The sequence below is a fragment of the Glutamicibacter sp. FR1 genome (assembly GCF_047300825.1).
In the GTDB taxonomy this organism is placed as follows: Bacteria; Actinomycetota; Actinomycetes; order Actinomycetales; family Micrococcaceae; genus Glutamicibacter; species Glutamicibacter nicotianae.
In genome coordinates this window covers 256,322-273,818 of record NZ_CP178602.1, presented here as the reverse complement: position 1 = coordinate 273,818, position 17,497 = coordinate 256,322, and the positions used below count along the sequence as shown (strand labels likewise).

At 60.7% G+C, this 17,497-nt stretch carries 14 protein-coding genes and 3 riboswitches; of the genes, 4 read left to right on the top strand and 10 right to left on the bottom strand.

Translation table 11 applies throughout. The features are described from left to right. Window position 1 precedes the first annotated feature (1 nt). From ACLQ8T_RS01385 to ACLQ8T_RS01350, 8 genes are all read right to left on the bottom strand, one after another. Window positions 2–421 (bottom strand): MmcQ/YjbR family DNA-binding protein, encoded by a 420-nt coding sequence (locus ACLQ8T_RS01385; protein WP_413455446.1) that lies wholly within the window; start codon window positions 419–421, stop codon window positions 2–4. Between the two features lie 10 nt (window positions 422–431). Continuing rightward, window positions 432–848: a CoA-binding protein gene (locus ACLQ8T_RS01380; RefSeq protein WP_413455445.1), complete on the bottom strand. Its 417-nt coding sequence runs from the start codon at window positions 846–848 to the stop codon at window positions 432–434. 103 nt (window positions 849–951) lie between these two features. Then, the gene (locus ACLQ8T_RS01375; protein ID WP_413455444.1) at window positions 952–2,370 is read right to left on the bottom strand and encodes an NtaA/DmoA family FMN-dependent monooxygenase; all 1,419 of its coding nucleotides are present in this window, start codon (window positions 2,368–2,370) and stop codon (window positions 952–954) included. 2 nt (window positions 2,371–2,372) lie between these two features. Next, window positions 2,373–3,614, bottom strand: a complete 1,242-nt coding sequence (locus ACLQ8T_RS01370) for an acyl-CoA dehydrogenase family protein (RefSeq protein WP_413455443.1) — start codon at window positions 3,612–3,614, stop codon at window positions 2,373–2,375. A 38-nt stretch (window positions 3,615–3,652) separates the two neighbouring features. Beyond that, on the bottom strand, window positions 3,653–5,275 hold the full coding sequence (locus ACLQ8T_RS01365; RefSeq protein WP_413455442.1) for an ABC transporter ATP-binding protein: 1,623 nt from the start codon (window positions 5,273–5,275) through the stop codon (window positions 3,653–3,655). A gap of 28 nt (window positions 5,276–5,303) precedes the next feature. Continuing rightward, window positions 5,304–6,191 (bottom strand): ABC transporter permease, encoded by an 888-nt coding sequence (locus ACLQ8T_RS01360; protein WP_413455441.1) that lies wholly within the window; start codon window positions 6,189–6,191, stop codon window positions 5,304–5,306. Window positions 6,192–6,205: 14 nt separating this feature from the next. Then, window positions 6,206–7,162, bottom strand: a complete 957-nt coding sequence (locus tag ACLQ8T_RS01355) for an ABC transporter permease (RefSeq protein WP_413455440.1) — start codon at window positions 7,160–7,162, stop codon at window positions 6,206–6,208. Window positions 7,163–7,173: 11 nt separating this feature from the next. After that, complete coding sequence (locus ACLQ8T_RS01350) at window positions 7,174–8,805, bottom strand: ABC transporter substrate-binding protein (protein WP_239543150.1); 1,632 nt, start codon at window positions 8,803–8,805, stop codon at window positions 7,174–7,176. Window positions 8,806–8,929: 124 nt separating this feature from the next. Then, a riboswitch (SAM riboswitch) is annotated at window positions 8,930–9,021 on the bottom strand. Window positions 9,022–9,308: 287 nt separating this feature from the next. Between ACLQ8T_RS01350 and ACLQ8T_RS01345 the strand changes: the two genes are divergently transcribed. Both ACLQ8T_RS01345 and ggt read left to right on the top strand, forming a co-directional pair. Next, entirely contained in the window at window positions 9,309–10,172 is an 864-nt protein-coding gene (locus tag ACLQ8T_RS01345; RefSeq protein WP_413455439.1) for an SDR family oxidoreductase, read from the top strand. Between the two features lie 216 nt (window positions 10,173–10,388). Next, entirely contained in the window at window positions 10,389–12,212 is a 1,824-nt protein-coding gene (gene ggt / locus ACLQ8T_RS01340; RefSeq protein WP_413455438.1) for a gamma-glutamyltransferase, read from the top strand. Window positions 12,213–12,293: 81 nt separating this feature from the next. Here the strand turns inward: ggt and ACLQ8T_RS01335 are convergent, their stop codons facing one another. Together ACLQ8T_RS01335 and ACLQ8T_RS01330 are read right to left on the bottom strand one after the other, a co-directional pair. Then, window positions 12,294–13,697 carry an LLM class flavin-dependent oxidoreductase gene (locus ACLQ8T_RS01335; protein WP_413455437.1) on the bottom strand — a complete coding sequence of 468 codons (1,404 nt, stop codon included), beginning with the start codon at window positions 13,695–13,697 and terminating at the stop codon, window positions 12,294–12,296. Window positions 13,698–13,755: 58 nt separating this feature from the next. Then, a complete protein-coding gene (locus ACLQ8T_RS01330) occupies window positions 13,756–15,087 on the bottom strand; it encodes an acyl-CoA dehydrogenase family protein (RefSeq protein WP_413455436.1) in 1,332 nt (443 codons plus the stop codon). Window positions 15,088–15,102: 15 nt separating this feature from the next. Beyond that, a riboswitch (SAM riboswitch) is annotated at window positions 15,103–15,194 on the bottom strand. Between the two features lie 267 nt (window positions 15,195–15,461). Further along, a riboswitch (SAM riboswitch) is annotated at window positions 15,462–15,564 on the top strand. Between the two features lie 5 nt (window positions 15,565–15,569). Between ACLQ8T_RS01330 and ACLQ8T_RS01325 the strand changes: the two genes are divergently transcribed. Together ACLQ8T_RS01325 and ACLQ8T_RS01320 are read left to right on the top strand one after the other, a co-directional pair. Then, window positions 15,570–16,385 (top strand): ABC transporter ATP-binding protein, encoded by an 816-nt coding sequence (locus ACLQ8T_RS01325; RefSeq protein WP_204720102.1) that lies wholly within the window; start codon window positions 15,570–15,572, stop codon window positions 16,383–16,385. A gap of 84 nt (window positions 16,386–16,469) precedes the next feature. Next, the gene (locus ACLQ8T_RS01320; RefSeq protein ID WP_204720101.1) at window positions 16,470–17,492 is read left to right on the top strand and encodes an aliphatic sulfonate ABC transporter substrate-binding protein; all 1,023 of its coding nucleotides are present in this window, start codon (window positions 16,470–16,472) and stop codon (window positions 17,490–17,492) included. Window positions 17,493–17,497: the final 5 nt, after the last annotated feature.

Here is a 17,497-nt window from a genome sequence, read left to right as displayed (position 1 = left end):
TCTAGTCTATGCTCCCCTTGTTAATTGTGCCTTGCAGGCGGATGTATTCTTTGTCCCTCCGGGGCATGCCGTCGACCACCAGATCATAGGAATCCTCGATGAGTTCACGCATCAGGTTCGGGTCGAGTCCAGCACGCACGGAATTCCAGTGCTTCTTGTTCATGTGATAGCCCGGGGTGATCTGCGGATGCTCGCTGCGTTGCTGGTCAGCAAGGGCAGGCTCGCATTTCAGGTTCAGCACCAATTCACCATTCAGCTGCATGATCAGCCCGAACATCTTGCCATTGCCAGGATCTCTGCCTGCCACCTTGAATACGGTGCTCTCAGGGCCAAAAGGATAATCGGCATAAGCGCACGGCATGCTCAGGCACAGCTGCGCCCACGCATTTTCCAGTTCATCTTGAGCAGCTGATATTGCCATCAATTCCTCGCTATCGGAATGGGTACTCAATCTTAGGGCAGGTATCCATCACCACGTCCAATCCCGCGTCCTTGGCCCGCTGGGCAGCGGCTTCGTCGATCACGCCGAGCTGCAGCCACACCGATTTGGTGCCCACGGCGATCGCCTGGTCAACGATATCCCCCACCTTGGAGGAGTTCACGAAGCAATCCACCACATCGATGGGTTCAGGGATATCAGCAAGCTTCGTGAATCCCGGTTCGCCCATCACGGTTTCTCCGCTCAATGACACAGGAAAAATCTTCATCGACAGCTCGTCGCGCAGGAACCGTGCGATGGAAGGAGCCACGCGAGCGGGATTATTGGTCAGGCCGACAACGGCCCAGCGCCCCGGTGCGCTCAACAGCCTGCGGATCGTCTCTGGATCATTTACGTGATGGGTGTCCATGCACGACACCCTACCGCGTTGCCGGCGATTCAGCTTCCGGGCATCAAAGAAAGACCAGTGGCCCGGACCCATCCATGCCACTGGCCTTTCAAGCTTGCGGAATTCAGTGCTGCAGCTGCGCTGCTTTCTGGGTGGATGCTGCGCTGTTCTGCGTGAACGCTCCGCGGTATTGGGCCGCCGGATGATTTTCCGGAAGCTTGTCCCCGCGGCCGAACACCTTCTGCCGCAGGCTCCCCGGCGTGTACCCGGTTTGCGCCAGGCCGCGGCGACGCAGCTCCGGAAGGACGCCTTCGATGAAGTTGTCATAGGATCCGGGCAGTACGTGGTTCATGATGTTCAACCCATCAATCCCCGCGTCCTGCCATTGTTCCAGCTCATCAACGATCTGTTCCGGAGTGCCGACGATCTGCTGCGCCTTGGCGCGGTAGTGCGCCAGGTCGCGAAGGGTTGGGTTGCGTCCCGGGGTCGAGGCCAGCGCCGCTTCCAGCACGCCTTGGGCGCCTTCGGTCTTCACTTCCCCCAGCGGGGTATCCAGATCCAGTCCACCCAGATCCACTCCGATGCCTCCGCCGATGTGGGCGATGATGGCGTGCGGATCCAGGTACTGGTCGTATTCAGCTTCAAGGGCCTTGGCTTCAGCTTCCGTGGAACCGACCACGAAGGACAGTCCGGCGAAGACCTTGATGTCTTCGCGGGTGCGGCCGGCGGCCTGCAGGTTGCTGGTCAACTGCGCATTCTTCTTCGCCACATACTGCGGGTGCGGGGCAAAGAGGAACGTCGCTTCCGCATGCGTCGCGGCGAACTGGGAGCCTCGTGGCGAGGAGCCTGCCTGGAATAGGAATGGGGTGCGTTGCGCGCTGGGCAGAGCCAGATGCGGACCATCGATGGAGTACAGCTCGCCACGATGATTGATCTTGTTGACCCGTGCAGGGTCGGCGTAGATGCCCGACTCCTTGTCGGCCAGCAGCGCGTCGTCCTCCCAGGACCCTTCCCACAGCTTGTAGGCCGATTCCACATATTCCTCGGCCCAGGCGTAGCGGTCATCGTGCGCGACCAGGCTCGCCCCGCCGAAGTTGCGGTGCGAGTTCTCGAGCACGCTGGTGACGATGTTCCACGCCACGCGGCCTCGCGAGAGATGGTCCAGCGTGGACAGCTGGCGGGCGAACTGGAACGGGTGCGCCTGGATGACCGAGCTGGTCATCGCCAGTCCGATGTCCTTGGTGGTGGCGGCCAGCGCGGAGAGCAGCACCAGCGGGTCGTGGCTGGGCACCTGCATGCCCTTGCGCACATGGGAGGCCCAGCCGCCTTCGTGGTCGCCGTAGAGGCCCACCACGTCGGCGAAGAACAAGTTGTCGAACTTGGCTTCTTCCAGCTTCTTGGCCAGGTCCACCCACAGATCCAGCTCGTTGAACTTGTGCTGCTGCGCCTCAGGGTGGCGCCACATGCCGCCGAGGATGTGGCTTGAGGTGTTCATGAGGAAGGCCGACAGCAGGAAGCGCGGACGTGATTCGAAGGTACTCATGGCTACTTGGCTCCCTTGGCTTCACCGATCGAGTGCAGACCCGTCGGGATGGTTCCGTTGATGAAGTAGTCGCCGACCGAGCGCGCCTTGAAGGCCACCGGATTGTGGGTGGCGACGGTGCGTGCGTTGCGCCAGAAACGGTCCAGCGACTTCGAAGTGGATACCGCCGAGGCGCCGGTGACGTCGAAGAGTTCGCTGGTGGCATCCAAGACCAGCTTCGGTGCGGCCACGTGCGCCTGTTGCACGGCGAGCTCGGCGCGCAGGAAGGCCTCCTCGGCATTCAGGCCGAGGCTCGGGTCCAGTGCTGCGTCGAGGTCGCAGGCCGCTGACACCACAATTGATTCTGCGGCGAATACGTTCGAGGCAAGGCGTCCTACGAGCTCCTGGATCTGCGGATCGTCCTTGAACAGTGCGCCGGAGCCGGTGTTGAAGGTACGGGTGCGGGTCGCCACGATGCGGGCGGCTTCGTTGCGGGCTGCTTTGCCGATGCCAACCAGTACCGAGAGCAGGCAGAGCTGGAAGAACGCCGGCTCCAGGGTGGAAGCCACCTTGCGCTGGATGATGTTCTGCTCGTCCACCGCGACGTCGGTGAAGATCGCGGTGCCGGTGCCGGTCAGCGGCTGGCCGAAGCCGTCCCAGTCGTCCAGGATTTCGACGCCTTTGGCGTGGCGTTCGACTACCGCGTACTGCCGCCCCTCAACGCCGTCGGTGGTGGCCATGACGACAACCCAGTCCGCGAAGATCGATCCGGTGGTGTAGTACTTCTCGCCGCGCAGCACCCACCCGGCGTCCGTCTTGACGAGCTTGGTGTTGGTGCTGCCCAGGGCGTTGCCGCCGCGCTCGGTGGCGGCATTGCCGAAGATCTCCCCCGCAAGCACCCGCGGGAACCAGCGGTCCTGGAACTCCTGCGGCTGCAGGGCAATCGTTTCCACGAACGAGAAGTGGCTGCGCAGCAAGTGGGCTACGTTGGAGTCGGCTGCCGCCAGTTCGATAAGCAGGCGGAACAGGTGCTCATGGCTAACCGGCGAACCACCGTGGCTGGCTGGCACGCGCAAGGTGGTGAATCCTGCGTCCTTGAGCCACTGCACCTGCTCGAAAGGCAGAATGCGCTGCTGTTCGCGTTCGGTAGCTCCCTGCGCGATACGGGCAAATACCTGGCTGAAGTGTGCCAAAAGTTCTTGGTAAGCGGCTTCGGTGTGCTGCTGGGCGGAAGGACGGAATGTTGCCAAGGCTTCAGTGCTCATGGATGCTCCTAGTAGATTTTGGAATTGGTGTGAAATGGCTAGGCGGTACGCGTATCGGCCAATTCGCGAAGTACCTTGCCGGGATTCGCCGCAAGCAGGGTCCTGGTGTACTCATGCTGGGGATTGGAATAGATTTCATCAACGGTTCCCGACTCGACAATTTGCCCACGGCACATCACACCAACGCGGTGGCTGATCCGTTCCACCACATGCAGATCATGGGAAATGAACAGGTAGGTCAGTTGTTCTTCGCGCTGCAACTGGTCGAGCAACTCAAGTATTTGTTCCTGGGTGAGTACATCAAGTGCGCTCAATGCTTCATCTAGGACGAGAATTTTGGCACCGCTTGCCAGAGCCCGGGCAATGGCGACGCGTTGGCGTTGTCCCCCGGAAAGCTCTCCTGGGCGTCTTCCGACCAGCTGTTCTGGCAGGTTCACCTGATCCATCAACTGCGCTACTCGCTGGGCACGCCAAGCGGAATCACCCAGACGGTAGTTGACCATTGGTTCAGCGATGATCGAGCCGATCGACTGTCGCGGGTCCAGGGCAGAGTCGGGGTTCTGATAGACCAGTTGCGCGTCCCTCCACAGGTCATAGCGCTGCTTGCCACTGATGTTGGCAACGTCTCTGCCGTTGACCAGCACCGATCCTTCGGTGGCTGGATGCATTCCCATGATGATTTTTGCTGTTGTGGATTTTCCGGAACCGGATTCGCCTACCAGCGAGAACGTGGTGCCTCGCTGCACTTCGAAACTGACGCCCGAAAGAACCTGGTGTTCGTTGCGGCCTTTGCCGAAGACCTTGCCGAGTCCCTCCACTGTGATCGCGATGTCGTCTGAGGTTGAAGGTTGCTGCCGGTCCTGATGCGCGTAGGCCTGGTCGAGCAGTGCCTTGGTGTACGGTTCAGTGCTCTGTGCAACCAGCGCCGGAACGCTGCGATCTTCGAGGACCCGCCCCGAATTCATGACCAGTACCCGGTCTGCGATGTCAGTCGCAACAGCCAGATCGTGAGTTACGAAGAGTACAGTGGTTCCCTTCTTCCGAGCCAGCGATACGAAAACTTCCAAAACCGTGCGCTGGACGGTGACGTCCAAGGCGCTGGTGGGTTCATCCGCAATGAGCAGTTGAGGATTCAACGCGAAGGCAATGGCAATCAATACACGTTGCTTCAGCCCGCCAGAAAGCTCGTGCGGAAATTGATCCAGCCTGCTTTCCGCCCGGTCGATGCCAACGCTCTGCATCAGTTCGATCGCCTTAGAGCGCCATTGGGCCTTTGGCACTGAGCGTGACGGATGCAAACGGAATACTTCGATGATCTGGGAGCCAATGGTCTTCACGGGATCCAGCGAGGCGCCCGGATCCTGCGGGACTAAGCCGATTCCGGCACCACGAATGGCACGCCAGTCGGACAAAGAAAGATTGGTGACTTCAGTCCCGCCGAAACGCACACTTCCCTGGACCTCCGTCCCCTGTGGCAATAGGCCAATCAGGGTCTTGGTCAGCGTTGATTTGCCCGAGCCGGATTCACCGACAATGGCAACGATTTGTCCCGCTGGAATTTCCAAGTTGATACTGTCAGCAGCTACGGTACCTTGGGCATACTGGACGGTTAAGTCCTCTATGCGGATCACCGCAGAAGAAGCGTTGCTGGTTGCGTTCATGGTCTTGTCCGTTCATCGAAGAGTAGAGCTAGAAGCGGAATGCCTTGTTGATGGCACGTCCCAGTACGGCTGTCAGCATGACCGCCGACACAATGACCAATCCCGGCAATGTCGTCAACCACCAAGCCACCGAAAGGTACTGGCGGCCTTCGGAAATCAGCAGTCCCCATTCAGGGGTTGGCGGTGGCGACCCGAAGCCGAGGAACCCTAAACCGGAGATCGCAAGAATTGCAGCACCCAGATCCACAGCTAGCAAGGACAGCACCGGACCGACGATATGCGGGATGATGTGCCGACGCAGCACCGTGAAGTACTTCCCGCCACTCATTAACGCTGCCTGCACGAAATCGCGAGAGCGGACCCTCAGCACCTCTGTTCGCACGAGGCGTGCGAATGCCGCGATCGAGGCGATGCCTACACCCAGGCCCAAGGACAGCGGTCCAGGTTCAGTCGCGGTGACCAGAATCAGCGCAATGAGGAATGCCGGAACTGCCAGGACAATATCGACAAATCGCATTGCCACGGTATCTGCGAACCGTCCAGCAGTGCCCGCCAGCAGACCGAGGATCGAGCCGACAACGCTTCCAACCAAGCACGCCAGGCCCGCGGTCAGCAGCGTCTGGCGCGTTCCGTAGACAACTCGGCTGTAGATGTCACGCCCCAGATGGTCGGTTCCGAACAGGTGTTCCGCGGATGGCGCTAGCAGCTTGTCAGCCGGCACACCAGTAATCGGGTCGTGGCCCGTAAAGAGCGATGGAAGAAAAGCCCACGCCACAAATACGGCCAGCGGAATGAGAACCCACCAGGCGGCAAACCAGCGTGCTGCTGGATTTCCTATTTTGGTTGCAGGCTTGGTTGAAGCCATCGGCTGGTCATCACTGGCCACCGATCCAACGTGTTCGGTTATGAGACTCATTAGTCCTACTTTCCTTACGCAACAAGCGAGCGGGTTGCGCCGCTTGTTGACGTGACGATGCGTGGATCGAGCTGCGGGTGGATGAGATCAACGAGCAAGTTGACTGCGGTGAAAACGACTGCGGTCAGCAGCACCAATCCCTGGACCAGTGGAATGTCCTGCGCCGTCACTGACTGCAAGATAAGCTGGCCTAATCCCGCGCGGGAAAACACGGTCTCGGTGATGACGGAACCAGCGAGCAAGGCACCAATGGTGATACCGGCAATGGATAGCGCGGCCGGGGCCGCGTTCTTCAAGGTATGCCGGTAGAAGATCCATGCTTCGCTTGCGCCTTTGGCGCGCAAAACTTCAATAAACGGTTGCCTATTCACTTCCTGCACGCTCTTGATCAGGACCTGGGCAATCGGAGCGCTCAGATGCACGGCCAGCACGAAGATTGGCACCGCCAACGACATGAACGATCCATCCGGGAACAGCGACATCACGCCGAGCTGCACGGCCAACAGCTGCAAGAGCAGCAGCCCCAACCAGAAAACAGGTATCGAAACCATCAAAGGTGGCAGGTTCAGCAGCGCCTTGCGCAACTTCCCGCCTCTGGCCAAGCTCGCAGCCGACGCGATAATCAGGGCGAATACCACCGAAAGAACGAATGCACTACCAGCCAGAACCAAGGTGGATCCAGCGACTTCCCCGATGCGCGTCGCCACTTCCGAACCATTGGATAACGAATATCCAAGATCCCCGCGAAGCAGCCCGAGCAACTGCGAGAAGTACTGCACGAAGAGCGGCTGGTCGTATCCGTAGTATGCCTTCATCTGGGCAATGGTGGCCGGATCCACCGCCGAGTCAGTGCTCAGGAAGATCGTGACCGGGTCATTCGGCAAGGATTGCACGGCAATGAAAACCGCTGTGTAGGCAAGCCAGATGACCAGAAGCGCCTGTCCCAGTCGTTTTACGATGTAAGTGCCCATGGATTTGGTTCCTAGCCTTCGCTCTTCCAAGCACCTTGGAAGATGGGCGCGGTACCGGAAGTGAACTCGACGTTCGCCGAGCTATTGGCGCCATAGACCTGGACTTCGTCCCAAAGAACCAGCGTCAGGGCCTTGTCCAGCACCAGGGCACGCTGTTCCTCTTCGACCAGCTTCAGGTGTTCCTCATCGGTGGCCGCCGACTGCTCTTTGATGAAAAGCTTGTTCAGTTCAGGATCAGCGCGAAGGGTCTGGTTGTTGTTCGCAGGTGCATAGACCGGGCCCAGTCCGCCGTACGCAAACTGGCGAGTTCCGAAGAACTCCACCTTGTCGTCGACAAGTGCGTTGGTCAGGAAAGTATTGTCTGCCGCGCGGTTGATCAGCTGGACACCAATCTCGCGCCATTGCTGTTCAATCAGTTCGAACGCTGGCTTAATGACTACGGAGTTATTGGAGGTGGAAACCGTGACTTCCAGTTTCTTCCCGTTCTTCTCCCGAATGCCATCTGCGCCCGGCTTCCATCCGGCCTCGTCCAATAACTGCTTGGCCTTTTCCGGGTTATAGGCCAATTCAGCTGACAGGTCTACAAACCCTGGTGCCTTGTGGTTGAGGATCGATCCCGAGATGACATAGCTATCCGAGAGAACGGTGTCTTTGATTGCCTGGCGGTCGATTGCAACCTGCAGTGCCTGGCGGACTTTGACGTCTTCCAGCTTTCCCGAGCCAATGCGCACGGCCGCGTGGTTGGTGGTCAGGTCCACCCCTTCGGCGGCATAAACCTTGCCGCCACTGGAGGCCAGCACCTGTTCATCTACCGGCTGCAATCCTCGGACGAGATCCACCTGCCCGGACTGGGCGGCGCCGGCACGGCTAGCGACCTCTGGAAGGTACTTGATAACCAGGGTATCCAGATAGGCATCACCCTGGTTCGGCGCAGTTTCTGGCGCCCAGGCGTAGTCATCCCGGCTGCTGAAAACGACTTCTTCATCAGGCTTTTCCGATTCGAAGACGAATGGGCCGGAACCAACAATCTTGGAGATCGAAGACTGCGCGGCATTGTCCAGTTCAAGGGTCTTCGGGGACACCAAACCAGCAGTTACGGAGGAAGTCGACCTAAGGAAATTGGCATCTGGCCGCTTGAGCGTGACCTTGACCTTGTTGTCCCCTACGACCTCTGCCGACTTATAGGCAGCAAAGTCAACGTTTGGCGCAATCTGGGCAGACTTGATTCCCTTTCCAAGGGCGTCCAGGTTCAGCTTCACAGCCTCAGCATCCAGCGTGGAGCCGTCTGAGAAAGTGACACCGTCGCGAATGGTGAAGGTGAACTCCGTCTGGTCTTCATTAGCTTCGAATTCGCTGGCGATCCAGCCAACCAGTTTGCCGGCTTCCACATCGTAGTAGGTCAGGCGATCAAGCACTGAGTTCAGAACATTCGCTTTCTCATAGAAGCGTGCTGCCTGAGTCTGCCAATTGTTGATAGGGGTAACTTCAGCGAAGGTGAAGGTGCCACCTTCAACCGGAGTCCCTGGATCGGCTGCTGCTTGCGCTGCGCCCGTCTTGGTGGCGTTGCCTCCGCAAGCGGTGAGCGACAAGCCCAGAACGGCAAGAATCGCAGTGGTCTTCAGTCCAAAATGTGCTGTACGCATGATTTCAAATGTCCTCTCGGTTGGTGACCCGAGGATTACGCCTAGATTCGCTGCACGTTCTGCCATGATTTGTGGGAATACTCTTGGCGAGTTTCTCCCCGCAGACCGCCGTGAAAATTAGCAATCTCCATCGGTCCTGGCCTTAGCACCGCTCCCGTTCACGGGTGGTTGCTGCGACTTCAACGAGCCAGGTCTCTCGGTCGCTCTGGATGGGGTGTCCGGCTGTACCGGCCGAACAATTCAAGTCTGCAACCCGTGAATTCAGCAGACAAGCGTTACGTAAGGAGCGGTCATGAAGTCACACAAAGCATCCTGAAATGCCCGATGTTCGTCATACTGGGCGTCACGAAAACCCTTTCATGCGTCATATGACTTTCCATGACGGCAGGTTTGGGCAGATCCGCAGAAATCCTTGCTTATGCTGGATTTCCGATTGAAGGTTTGGGGAATTACCCCACCCGCTAGCCGGTTGTAGCAGATGCAAGAACTTACGAGAGGACCTCATGAAGATCGCAATTACCGGAGCCACCGGACAGCTGGGAAAACTCGTCATCGATGCACTGCTGGAGCGCGGGGCCGATCCCGCGCAGCTGATTGCCATCGGCCGTTCGGAAGAAAAACTGGCCCCGCTGGCAGGCAAGGGCTTGGAAACCCGCGTTGCCGATTACAACGTCCAGCCAGATCTGGTTTCCGCGCTTGAAGGCGTCGACAAGCTGCTGCTGATCTCCTCCAGCGAGGTAGGCCAGCGCGTCGCCCAGCATGAGAACATCATCAACGCCGCCAAGCAGGTGGACGTCTCGCTGATCGCCTACACGTCAATTGCCAACGCGATGACCGGCGGCATGGAGCTCGCCGAGGAGCACATCGCCACCGAGCGGTTGCTGGCTGGATCAGGCATCGGCTACGTGCTGCTGCGCAACGGCTGGTACATCGAAAACTACACCGACCAGCTCATGGGCTACCTCAATAGCGGCGTAATCCTCGGTGCCGCGGGCGAGGGCAGAATCAGCGCTGCCGCCCGTGCCGATTTCGCGGAGGCAGCCGCGGCGGTGCTGCTGTCCGATGAAGAGCAGAACGGCAAGATCTACGAGTTGGGCAGCGACAAGCCATTCACCCTCGCCCAGCTTGCTGGCGCTGTCGGCGCCGCCGCTGGCCAGGACGTCGCCTACCAGGAAATGGATCCCGAACAGCTGGAAAAGATCTACGCTGACGCCGGAGTCCCCGGACCCTTCGCGCACATCCTCGTCGATACCGACGTGCGCATTCGCGAAGGAGCACTGGAGGTTGGAACCGGCGACCTGGCCAAGCTGATCGGCCGCGCTCCAGCGTCCCTGGGCAAGGTCATCAAGGACAACCTGGACAAGTAGCACCCTCTCATCAAGGGTCCAACGGGCAGGCACTCGCGGCAGTCGTTGCCGCGGTGCCTGCCCTTCAGCATTTAAGCTTCATAACCGCGAATATTCGCTCGACAAGGGGAAATTTAACACCCAGATAGATAGTGCCGCGTGTCACAAGCTCGCCGGGAGAGCCCGCTCCCGTAAATTTGCGCATACTTCATCCCCACCTGAAGAGGAGATCAAAGTATGCCACGAGCACGTTTGAGGCCAGTTGCCTGCGCTGCAGCCATCGCCTTGGGCCTGGGAGCTTTCTCGGCTGTCTCGGCGAGTGCGGATCCACGCCACACCGAAAAGGTCCCGACTGCCATCGGAACCGGAGGCGCGGTGTCATCGGTGGACCCGGAGGCCACCGCCGCCGGTATCGAGGTCCTGCGCAAGGGAGGCAACGCCGTGGATGCGGCTGTGGCCACCGCGGCGGCCCTCGGCGTCACCGAACCCTACAGCGCCGGCATTGGCGGTGGCGGATACTTCCTCTACTACGATGCGCAGTCGGGAAAGGTCAGCACGATCGATGGTCGCGAAACCGCCCCGGCAGGCATGGCCAATGACGCATTCATTGATCCCGAAACCGGCGAGCCGTACAACTTCACCCCGGAACTGGTTACCAGCGGCGTGGCAGTAGGCGTGCCCGGAACCTTGGCCACATGGCAACGCGCCCTGGACAATTGGGGTTCGCAGAACCTGAAGCAGGTCTTGCGCCCGGCAACCAAAATCGCTTCCCGCGGCTTTGCCATTGATGAGACCTTCCGCGAGCAGACCTTGGATAACAAGGAACGGTTCGCCGCGTTCCCTGCCACGAGCGAATTGTTCTTGCCCGGCGGGGATGCTCCCCAGGTCGGGACCATCTTCAAGAATCCGGATCTGGCGGACACCTATCGGATGCTGGCCAAGCAAGGCCTCGATGGGTTCTATGCGGGAGACTTGGCCGCCGAGATCGCCCACACGGTGCAGGCACCGCCAAAGAGCGCAGATACCGGCCTCCCGGTTCCCGCGGGGCAGTTGTCCACCGCCGATCTGGCCGGCTACGAAGTGGTTGAGCAGGAACCCACGCAAGTGGATTACCGGGGCTACGATGTCTTCGGCATGGCTCCATCTTCCAGCGGAGGAACCACCATCGGCGAATCGCTGAACGTCCTGGGCCAGTTCGACGTGGCGGCCATGGACGAAGCCGATGCGTTGCACCATTATTTCGAGGCAACTGCTCTTGCCTACGCTGATCGCGGCAAATTCGTCGGCGACCCGGCTTTCGCCAACGTCCCGACCCGCACCCTGACCGACAAGTTGTTCGGTGCGGAGCGGGCGTGCGTCATCGACCCGGACCAGGCCGCGGCCAAGCCGGTCGCTCCGGGCGATATCGAGAACTATGATGGCCAGTGCCCGGCTGCCACCAGCGAGCCGGTTGAAGAGCGGGACACGGAAAACATCTCCACCACCCACCTGTCGGTGGTGGATCGCTGGGGCAACGTCGTTTCCTACACGTTGACCATCGAGCAGACCGGAGGCTCGGGCATGGTGGTTCCGGGCCGCGGATTCCTGCTGAACAACGAGCTGACCGATTTCTCCACGGTCTACGATCCGCAGGATCCGAACCGCATTGAGCCGGGCAAGCGCCCGCGCTCATCGATGGCGCCCACCATTGTCCTGCAGGACGGCGAACCGGTGCTGGCCATCGGTTCCCCGGGCGGTTCAACCATCATCACCACGGTGCTGCAGACCCTGGTGAACCGCATCGACTTGGGCATGAGCATCAGCGAAGCCATCGCCGCGCCGCGGGCTTCGCAGCGCAATACTGCCGCGGTCACCGCCGAACCCGAGTTCATCGAAGCCTATGGTCCTGCGCTTGAGGCCTTCGGCCACAAGCTCACGCCAGCTGGCGATTCCTTCACCCCGCAGGCTGAAATCGGCGCCGTCGAAGCGGTGGAGATCGCGGCCGATGGCACGCTCACGGCAGCGGCCGAGCCCACCAGGCGCGGCGGCGGTTCGGCCATGGTGCTGGAGCCGATCAAGTAGGCACGCAGTGAAAACGGCGGCCTGCGGCAACATTCTTGCGAAGTTGCCGCAGGCCGCCGATTGCGCTATCTAGCCTGATGCTCAGGCCTGCGCGGCCATCCGGTTGGCGATCTTGAACTGGGCTGCACGGTGGGTGTCCTTCACCCGGTCGCCGGCGCCGAACAGCTTGTTGCGCAACGTGCCCTCGGTGTACTCGGTCTTGTAGACGCCACGGGCCTGCAGCTCAGGCACCACGTACTCGACGATGTCCTCGAAGGTGCCAGGAGTGACAGCGTAGGCGAGGTTGAAGCCGTCCACGTCGGTGTATTCCACCCAGTCGATGAGCTTCTCGGCAACCTCGGCACCCGAACCGACGGAAACCGGGCCGAAGCCGCCTACGCCGATCCATTCGGCCAGCTGGCGGATGGTCCATGGCTTTCCGGTATCGCCGCTGGCCTTCTTGAAGGTTTCCACCGAGGACTGGATGGCGTTGGACTTCACGTCATCGCCAATGACATCGTCCGGTCCGTACACGGACATGTCGATGCCGGTCCAGCCCGACAGCAGCGCCAGCGAGCCCTCGGTATCCACGTAGGAGCGGTAGTCCTCGAACTTCGCCTGGGCCAGTTCCGAGGTTTCGGCGGTGATGATGGTCTGCATGGCGAAGACCTTGACGTCGTAGCGGCCGCGGCCAGCCGCTTGGGCAGCGTCGCGGATCTTGGTGACAGCTTCCTTGAGCAGTTCGCGGGTTGGGCAGGTGACGAAGATGGCTTCGGCGTTCGACGCGGCGAATTCGGTGCCGCGCTTGGAGGCACCCGCCTGGTAGATCACCGGGGTGCGCTGCTTCGACGGCTCGGTGATCGCGATGCCCGGGACCTTGAAGTACTTGCCTTCGTGCTCAATCGGGTGCACCTTGGACGGATCGGTGTAGATGCCGGTTTCCTTGTTGTTCTGCACCGCGTCGTCTTCCCACGAGCCTTCGAGCAGCTTGTAGACCACTTCGAGGTACTCATCTGCGTGGTTGTAGCGCTCGTCGTGCTCCATCTGATCTCCCTGGCCCATATTGCGAGCAGCCGATGGCAGGTACCCGGTGACCACGTTCCAGCCGACGCGGCCGTTGGTCAGGTGGTCCAGGGTGGCCAGGCGGCGGGCGAAGGCGTAGGGGTGCTCATAGGCGGTACCCGCGGTGACGCCGAAGCCGAGGTTCTCGGTCACGGCGGCCATGGCCGAGACCAGCATCATCGGGTCGTTGACCGGCGCCTGGGCGCCGGAGGTCAGCGGGGTGATGTTGTTGCCCTTGTACACGTCGTAGGTGCCCAGCACATCGGCGAGGAACAGGCCGTCGAACTTGCCCTTCTCCAGCACCTTGGCCATATGCGTCCAGTAGCCCAGGGTGTTGTAGGTCGAGGCCTTGTCCTCCGGGTGGCGCCACAGGCCTGGCGACTGGTGCACCACGCAGTTCATGTCGAATGCGTTGAATAGGATCTCGCGCCTGTTCTCGCTCATGCCTTTGCCCCCATTAGGTCGATATTCATGGAAAGTTCCTGGTTTGCGACGCGGGCTCTCAGGCCCGCTGGGTCGAATCTTCGCCGGTGACGGACAGCCGCTGCGGCTGGACGCCGTTGATCTCGTAGTCCCCGACGATGCGCGCCTTGTAGATCGCCGGGTTGTGCGTGGCGATGGTGCGCGCATTGCGCCAGTGCCGGTCAAGGTTGCAGCCGCTCCTGGTGGACGAGGCCCCCAGCCCGTCGAAGAGCTTGCTCGTTACGCCGATGGCCAGCGGCTGCACCACGGTTTGCGCACGGTTGGCTGCCAGCTCGCAGACCGCGTAGCGTTCCTCGTCGTTCAGTCCCGGATCGCCCAGGGCCGCCTCGACTTCAAGCACCGCGCCGATCACCACCGAGTCGGCGGCGGAGGATTCCGCGGACACCTCCCCCACCAGCTGCAGGACCTGGGGTTCCTGGTATACCGGCACCCCGGTTCCGGTGGTGAAGATGCGGGTGCGTGCCTGCACCGCGCTGCGCAGGTCGTTCAGCGCGGCGCGGGCGATGCCTGCCTGCACGGACATGAGCACCAGCTGGAAGATCGCCGCTTCGGAGTCATTGCGCTGCTGCGGCATGAAGCAGTCCACCGGGACCTGATGGAATTCGGTGGTACCGGTTCCGGTCAGTCCCTGGCCGAATCCGTCCCAGTCATCGAGGATCTTGACGCCGCTGCGCTGGGTGGACACCACCGCGATCTGGCGTCCGGCAAGCTCAGGGTGGGCCACCGCAACAGTGGTCCAGTCGGCAAAGATGGTGCCGGTGCAGTAGTACTTCTCGCCGTCGACTACCCAGCGCCCGTCCACGAAGCTGGCCTTCGTATTCAAGGTGCCCAGGGCGTTGCCGCCGCGCTCGGTGTAGGCGTTGCCGACAATCTGCCCGGCCGCGATGCGGGCCACCCACTTCTTGCGCAGCGCCTCGTCTTCCAGTGCCAGCACATTCTCGACAAAAGCGATATGCGCGCGCCACAGCTGGCCTACATGGGAGTCGGCCTCGGAGAGCTCGATGAGCAGGCGGAAGACATCCACCAGCCGCGCACCGTAGCCGCCGTCGGCCACGGGAAGGCGCAGCGCGCCGAAGCGCTCGCGGTTCAGTAGGCCTACCTGCTCGAAGGGAAGCACGCGGTTCAGGTCGCGGTCCTTGGCGGTCGCGGCGATCTGGGCGAAGACCGGGCGGAAGATTTCGGCCAGCCGGTCGTACTGCTCATCCGCGCCGGGACCGGGAGTGATCTTCAGCAGCTGCCGCGTGGGCAGCTGCTCCTCGAACTCGTCCAGTTCCAGAGCGCTGGCTTGCGAAGGATCGCTGAGCTGGTTGAAGTCCAGCCCTGGGGCATTCGGTGATTCGCCAATAGGCATCAGGGTTCTCAATTCTTTCCATCGGTCCTGGCAGTAGCACCGTCCCGCTCTTCGGGTGGTTGCTGCGGCGTCGTGGAGCCAGATCTCTCAGCCGCTCTGGATGGGTCGTGATTCATTTGTAACGGTAATAATCCGGCGCTTCCAAGCCGCGAAGTCATATTTCGCCTCAGATTTGGAAGGGCCTATGCTCAAATCCCACAGCCTAATCCCCGTCCCATCGAAGATGAGTTGCAAGGATAGGCCTGCTGTCGATCAAACCGGCCCTAGGTAAAATAAATAACGAAATTTCTGGGCAATGTGACGCACGTATCGAAGATTTTTTCATGTTACGCAAGATTTGCGTCCAAATCGTTCAACTCGCTGTAATAGAGGGGTAACCATCCCGAGCGGCCGAGAGATCTGGCTCTTTGACGCCGCAGCAACCACCTTCGGAGCTCCACCTCCGCAGGCCGGTGCTACCGCCAGGACCGATGGAGATTGATATGGCTCTTACCATTGCAGCGCCCGAGGCAACTTCAACCACCTCAACCGCACTGGACGTCCAATTCAGCAACGTGTCGCGGACCTTCACCACAAAGAAGGAAAGCCGTACCGTGCTGGCCGACATCAACTTGCACATTCCAGCCGGCCAAGTCGTCGCGATCCTGGGCGCCAGCGGCTGCGGAAAATCCACGCTGCTGCGTTCGGTCTCCGGGTTGGACCACCCCTCCACCGGTGACATCCGCACAGGCACCCACGAGGTCAACGGCATCAACGAGCTATGTGCCGTTGCTTTCCAGGAACCACGGCTGCTTCCGTGGCGATCGGTGCGCGAGAACATTGCGCTGGGTCTGGCTCCAGGAACCGAAAAGGCCTCTGGCGACGCGCTGATTGATGAGCTGATCGAGCTGACCGGGCTGAGCCATGCAGCCAGCCTGCGCCCGCGGGAGATTTCCGGCGGCATGGCCCAGCGTGTTTCGCTGGCTCGCGCGCTGGCCCGCCGCCCGGGCGTATTGCTTCTCGATGAGCCCTTCGGCGCACTCGATGCCCTGACCCGCCTGAAGATGCAGGATTTGCTGCTCTCAATTCACGCATCATTCCCCACCACGGTACTCATGGTGACCCATGACGTGGACGAGGCTTTGACCTTGGCTGACCGCGTTATCGTCTTGGGACGCAGCACCGGGAACGGCGCGGCTGGTGTCATCGAAGACCTAGCGATCTCCGCCGGGCAACCACGCCGGCACACGGACGAGAAGTTCGTTGCCGATCGCCTGCACCTGCTGCGCCTGCTCGGCGTCGATCCAACCAACCATTAGTCCAGGGAACGCATTGGATCCACGGCGATCCTTACTCTTTGCCCTATCATCCATCCGCTTGCACGCATAATTCTAGGATTCTCCATGCTCTTGAACCGCTTCTCCCGCCGCACCGCTCTGTCCGCCGCCGCTTTGCTCATGGGCGCAGTTGCCCTGACCGGCTGCGCTGGCGAAAACGCTACTGCCGACTCCGGTGATCAGACCTTGTCCATCGACTTTGCCACGTACAACCCGCTGAGCCTGGTGCTCAAGGAAAAGGGGTGGCTGGATGCGGCCGCCAAGGAACAGGGCGTTGACGTCGAGTGGATCCAGTCCGCAGGTTCCAACAAGGCCAATGAGGCGCTTCGCGCCGGTGCGATTGACGTCGGTTCCACCGCCGGTTCAGCAGCGTTGCTGAACCGTTCCAACGGTGCACCAATCAAGACCGTCGCCCTGTACTCCCAGCCGGAATGGGCAGCCCTGGTAGTGGACAAGGATTCAAAGATCGAATCCGTTGAAGACCTGGCAGGGAAGACCGTGGCGGCCACCAAGGGCACCGATCCATACTTCTTCCTGCTCCAGGCTCTGGACACCGCGGGACTGAGCGAAGATGACATCAAGCTGCAGAACCTGCAGCATGCCGATGGCCGCACCGCACTGGTCAACGGTTCGGTCGATGCCTGGAGCGGACTGGATCCAATCATGGCAGCCGCCGAAGAAGACGGCGCGCAGCTGGTTTACCGGAATCTGGACTTCAACACCTACGGTGCGCTGAACGCTCGCGAAGACTTCATCGAGCAGAGCCCCGAACTGGCCCAGCTCGTGGTCGACGCCTATGAGAAGGCTCGCGATTGGGCGGCCGAAAACCCTGGGGAAACCGCTGAGATCCTTGCCGACGTTGCAGGGCTCGAACCAGAAGTTGCCAAGACCGTGATCGAGGAACGCTCCAATCTGGACGTTCCAGCGGTTCCCGACGCCAAATTCACCGGAGTGCTGAGCAACATTGGCCCCACCCTGGTCGCCAGCGGCGATGTTTCCAAGCAGGAATCCGTAGATGAAGCACTAGCAACCCTCGTTGACGACCAGTTTGCCCTCAAGGCAGATGCAACGAAGATCTCCGGAGAGTAAACAGC

Coding starts and splice junctions, on each gene's coding strand:
- ACLQ8T_RS01330 (WP_413455436.1), bottom strand. CDS start 15,087: ATGCCTATTGGCGAATCACCGAATGCCCCAGGGCTGGACTTCAACCAG.
- ACLQ8T_RS01350 (WP_239543150.1), bottom strand. CDS start 8,805: ATGCGTACAGCACATTTTGGACTGAAGACCACTGCGATTCTTGCCGTT.
- ACLQ8T_RS01320 (WP_204720101.1), top strand. CDS start 16,470: ATGCTCTTGAACCGCTTCTCCCGCCGCACCGCTCTGTCCGCCGCCGCT.
- ACLQ8T_RS01380 (WP_413455445.1), bottom strand. CDS start 848: ATGGACACCCATCACGTAAATGATCCAGAGACGATCCGCAGGCTGTTG.
- ACLQ8T_RS01360 (WP_413455441.1), bottom strand. CDS start 6,191: ATGAGTCTCATAACCGAACACGTTGGATCGGTGGCCAGTGATGACCAG.
- ACLQ8T_RS01375 (WP_413455444.1), bottom strand. CDS start 2,370: ATGAGTACCTTCGAATCACGTCCGCGCTTCCTGCTGTCGGCCTTCCTC.
- ACLQ8T_RS01385 (WP_413455446.1), bottom strand. CDS start 421: ATGGCAATATCAGCTGCTCAAGATGAACTGGAAAATGCGTGGGCGCAG.
- ACLQ8T_RS01355 (WP_413455440.1), bottom strand. CDS start 7,162: ATGGGCACTTACATCGTAAAACGACTGGGACAGGCGCTTCTGGTCATC.
- ACLQ8T_RS01365 (WP_413455442.1), bottom strand. CDS start 5,275: ATGAACGCAACCAGCAACGCTTCTTCTGCGGTGATCCGCATAGAGGAC.
- ggt (WP_413455438.1), top strand. CDS start 10,389: ATGCCACGAGCACGTTTGAGGCCAGTTGCCTGCGCTGCAGCCATCGCC.
- ACLQ8T_RS01325 (WP_204720102.1), top strand. CDS start 15,570: ATGGCTCTTACCATTGCAGCGCCCGAGGCAACTTCAACCACCTCAACC.
- ACLQ8T_RS01370 (WP_413455443.1), bottom strand. CDS start 3,614: ATGAGCACTGAAGCCTTGGCAACATTCCGTCCTTCCGCCCAGCAGCAC.
- ACLQ8T_RS01345 (WP_413455439.1), top strand. CDS start 9,309: ATGAAGATCGCAATTACCGGAGCCACCGGACAGCTGGGAAAACTCGTC.
- ACLQ8T_RS01335 (WP_413455437.1), bottom strand. CDS start 13,697: ATGAGCGAGAACAGGCGCGAGATCCTATTCAACGCATTCGACATGAAC.